We start from the raw sequence: 3,594 nt of genomic DNA on the forward strand, positions 1-3,594 counted from the left end.
GCCTCCCCCGCCGGGTCCGGCCCGCTCGGCTCCGACGCGCTCCGGTTCGGCCCGCTCGGTCCCGACCCGCTCGGGTTCGACGTGCCGGGGGTCGCGGCGGCGGGGCCCGCCGGGCCGGGCGTGCTGTGCGCGCCCACCCCCACCGACGAGGAGCTGCCCTGGCCGGCGGTGCTGGTGGCGACGCTGCCGCTGGGCCCGGACCGGCGCCGGGTGGTGCCGGGGCCGGCCGCGGGCGCGGTGCTGGACGCCGCCGCCGGCGCGTACGGCGAGCTGCTGGTGCAGGTGGCCGCCGACGGCGGCGACGCCCTGGCGCTGCTGCCGCACGGGGTGCCCGCCGGGCGGCTGGACGCCGCGGCCGCCGGCGCCGTGCGCGCCGCGGTGGAGGACTCCCGGGCCGAGGGCGCCCGGGGCGGGGAGGAGCAGCAGCACCGTGGGTGAACTGGTCGTCGCGCGCACGCGGGCGGAGCTGAGCGCCGCCAGGGCGCGCCTGGAGGGACCGGTCGCGGTCGTCATGACGATGGGCGCGCTGCACGCCGGGCACGCCCGCCTGATCGCCGCGGCGCGCGAGCGCGCCGCCTCCGTCGTGGTGACGGTGTTCCTGAACCCGCTGCAGTTCGGGCCGGGCGAGGACCTGGCGCGCTACCCGCGCACCCTCGACGACGACCTGCGCCTGGCCGCCGAGCACGGCGCGGACCTGGTGTTCGCCCCCGGCCCCGACGTCGTCTACCCCGACGGCGACCCCGGCGTGCGGGTCAGCGCCGGCCCGCTGGGCGCGGTGCTGGAGGGCGCCAGCCGCCCCGGCCACTTCGACGGCGTGCTCACCGTCGTGGCCAAGCTGCTGCACCTGACGCGCGCCGACCTGGCGTTCTTCGGGCAGAAGGACGCCCAGCAGCTGCTGCTGGTGCGGCGCATGGTCCGCGACCTCGACCTGGGCGCGGAGGTCGTGGCCGTGCCCACCGTGCGCGAACCGGACGGCCTGGCGATGTCCAGCCGCAACCGCTACCTCAGCCCGTTCGACCGGGAGGTCGCCCTGGTGCTGCACCGCGCCCTGGCCGCCGGCGCGGCCGCCGCCGCGGAGGGCCCCAGCGCGGTGCGCCGCGCCGCGCGCGACGTGCTCGTCGCCGAGCCCGCCGCCCGCGTGGACTACCTGGCGCTGGTGGACCCGCACGACCTGGCCGACGTGCCCGAGCACCACCGCGGCGAGGCGCTGCTGGCGGTGGCCGCGCGCGTGGGCCCCACCCGCCTGATCGACAACGTCCCGCTCGTCGTCGGCCGCGCCGGCGGCTGAGCGGGCCCCGCGGGCGTGCGCGCGTCCGGGGCGGTGCCCGCGCGCGGATAGCCTGGAGCGGTGAGCGAGGCGCAGGCGCAGCAGGTGGGACGGGTGGACGCGGCCGAGGGCGAGGAGTTCGAGGACCTGCCCGAGCAGGTGCGGGTCCGCCGGGAGAAGCGCGACCGCATCCTCGCCGCCGGCGGGGAGGCCTACCCGGTCTCGGTGCCGCGCACCCACTCCCTGGCGCAGGTGCGCGAGGGCTGGGCGCACCTGCAGCCCGGCGAGGAGACCGACGACGTCGTGGGCGTGACCGGGCGCGTGGTGTTCCTGCGCGGCACCGGCAAGCTGGTGTTCGCCACCCTGCAGGAGGGTGACGGCACCCGGCTGCAGGCCATGCTCTCCCGCGACGGCGTGGGCGAGCAGGCGCTGGCCGCCTGGAAGTCCGACGTCGACCTCGGCGACGTGGTGTTCGTGCGCGGGCGGGTGATCTCCTCCAAGCGCGGTGAGCTGTCGGTGATGGCGGAGGCGTGGGCGATGGCCGCCAAGGCGCTGCGCCCGCTGCCGGTGCTGCACAAGGAGCTGTCCGAGGAGACCCGCGTCCGGCAGCGCTACGTCGACCTGATCGTGCGCGAGCAGGCCCGCACCAACGTGCGCGCCCGCTCGGCCGTGGTGCGCTCGCTGCGCCGCACCCTGGAGGACCGCGGGTTCCTCGAGGTGGAGACCCCGATGCTGCAGACCCAGCACGGCGGCGCCAGCGCCCGCCCGTTCGTCACCCGCTCCAACGCCTTCGACACCGACCTGTTCCTGCGCATCGCCCCGGAGCTGTTCCTCAAGCGCTGCGTCGTCGGCGGCATCGAGCGGGTCTTCGAGATCAACCGCAACTTCCGCAACGAGGGCGCGGACTCCACGCACTCCCCGGAGTTCGCGATGCTCGAGGCGTACCAGGCGTGGGGCGACTACGACTCCATCGGCGAGCTGACCCGCACCCTTGTGCAGACCGCCGCGCAGGAGGCGTTCGGCACCCAGGTCGTCACCCTGGCCGACGGCGGGGAGTACGACCTGAGCGGCGAGTGGACCTCGATCTCGATGTACCCCTCGCTGTCGGCCTCGCTGGGGGAGGAGATCACCCCGCAGACCCCCCGCGAGCACCTCCTCGTGGTGGCCGAACGCCTGGGAATCGCCGTGGACACCGTCCGCTGGACCCACGGAAAGCTCGTCGAGGAGCTCTGGGAACACCGGATCGCCGATTCCCTGGAATCCCCGACGTTCGTGCGCGACTTCCCCGTCGAAACCTCCCCGCTGGTGCGCGCGCACCGCGAGCTGCCGGGCGTGGTGGAGAAGTGGGACCTGTACGTGCGCGGGTTCGAGCTGGCCACCGGCTACTCCGAGCTCGTCGACCCCGTCGTCCAGCGCCACCGCTTCACCGAGCAGGCGCGCCTGGCCGCCCTGGGCGACGACGAGGCCATGCGCGTCGACGAGGACTTCCTGCGCGCCCAGGAGCACGGGATGCCGCCCTGCGGCGGCATGGGCATGGGCATCGACCGCCTGCTGATGGCCCTGACCGGCCTCGGGATCCGCGAGACCATCACCTTCCCGCTGGTCAAGCCGCGCTGAGCCCGTCGCCGGCCCGCCCGGGCGCCCCGCCGGGGCGCCCGGGCGGCGGACGTACGCTGGCCCCGTGGACGTCCTCGCCGCGCTGCTGCCGCCCGCCGGGCTGCTGGTGCTCTTCCTGCTGCTGATGCGCTCGATCCTGCACGCGGACCGCCGCGAGCGCGCCGCGGCCGCGCGGGCCCGCGCCGAGCACGAGCAGGAAAAGGCCCCGCACGACGGCGCTCCTTCCTGAGGGCCTTGAAGCCCTTTTTGACAAGAATGCGGGAAAGGCACCACACTGCCGTCGGCGGCCGCATTCCCGCGAGCGCCCCGGATTCGATCCCGAAAGGGTGCTCCCTGCGATGGCTCAGAAGGTCCAGGTCCTGCTCGTCGACGACATCGACGGCGGGGACGCCGCGGAGACCGTGACGTTCTCGCTGGACGGCGTGGACTACGAGATCGACCTGTCCGAGGAGCACGCCGGCGCCCTGCGCGAGGCCATGGCGACCTGGGTGGGCCACGCCCGCAAGGTCAGCGGCCGCTCCACGGGCGGCTCGCGCCGCTCGGCCCCGCGCGAGCGCGGGCAGGCCCGCTCCTCGTCCGCCGCCCCCTCCGGCCCCTCCCGCGACACCGGTGCCGTGCGCACCTGGGCGAAGGAGAACGGCTACACCGTCTCCGACCGCGGCCGCATCTCCGCCGACGTGCTGCAGGCCTACGACGACGCCCACCAGGAG

Annotated in this window: 4 protein-coding genes and 1 pseudogene; all 5 read left to right on the forward strand. The window is 75.8% G+C overall.

The annotated features are described in order from the left end of the window. Window positions 1–438, forward strand: a pseudogene (locus GTR00_RS16805) (hypothetical protein); the annotation flags it as partial. After that, window positions 431–1,288 (forward strand): pantoate--beta-alanine ligase, encoded by an 858-nt coding sequence (gene panC, locus GTR00_RS16810; RefSeq protein ID WP_166612734.1) that lies wholly within the window; start codon window positions 431–433, stop codon window positions 1,286–1,288. The pseudogene GTR00_RS16805 and the gene panC, both read left to right, overlap by 8 nt. Before the next feature lie 93 nt (window positions 1,289–1,381). Then, the gene (gene lysS / locus GTR00_RS16815) at window positions 1,382–2,884 is read left to right on the forward strand and encodes a lysine--tRNA ligase (RefSeq protein ID WP_166612737.1); all 1,503 of its coding nucleotides are present in this window, start codon (window positions 1,382–1,384) and stop codon (window positions 2,882–2,884) included. A 64-nt stretch (window positions 2,885–2,948) separates the two neighbouring features. Next, window positions 2,949–3,113: a hypothetical protein gene (locus tag GTR00_RS16820; RefSeq protein WP_166612735.1), complete on the forward strand. Its 165-nt coding sequence runs from the start codon at window positions 2,949–2,951 to the stop codon at window positions 3,111–3,113. A gap of 109 nt (window positions 3,114–3,222) precedes the next feature. Beyond that, window positions 3,223–3,594 (forward strand): histone-like nucleoid-structuring protein Lsr2 (locus GTR00_RS16825; RefSeq protein WP_166612736.1); only part of this gene is annotated, 372 nt, incomplete at its 3' end.

Origin of the sequence: Kineococcus indalonis (assembly GCF_009906395.1) — a bacterium.
In the GTDB taxonomy this organism is placed as follows: domain Bacteria; phylum Actinomycetota; class Actinomycetes; order Actinomycetales; family Kineococcaceae; genus Kineococcus; species Kineococcus indalonis.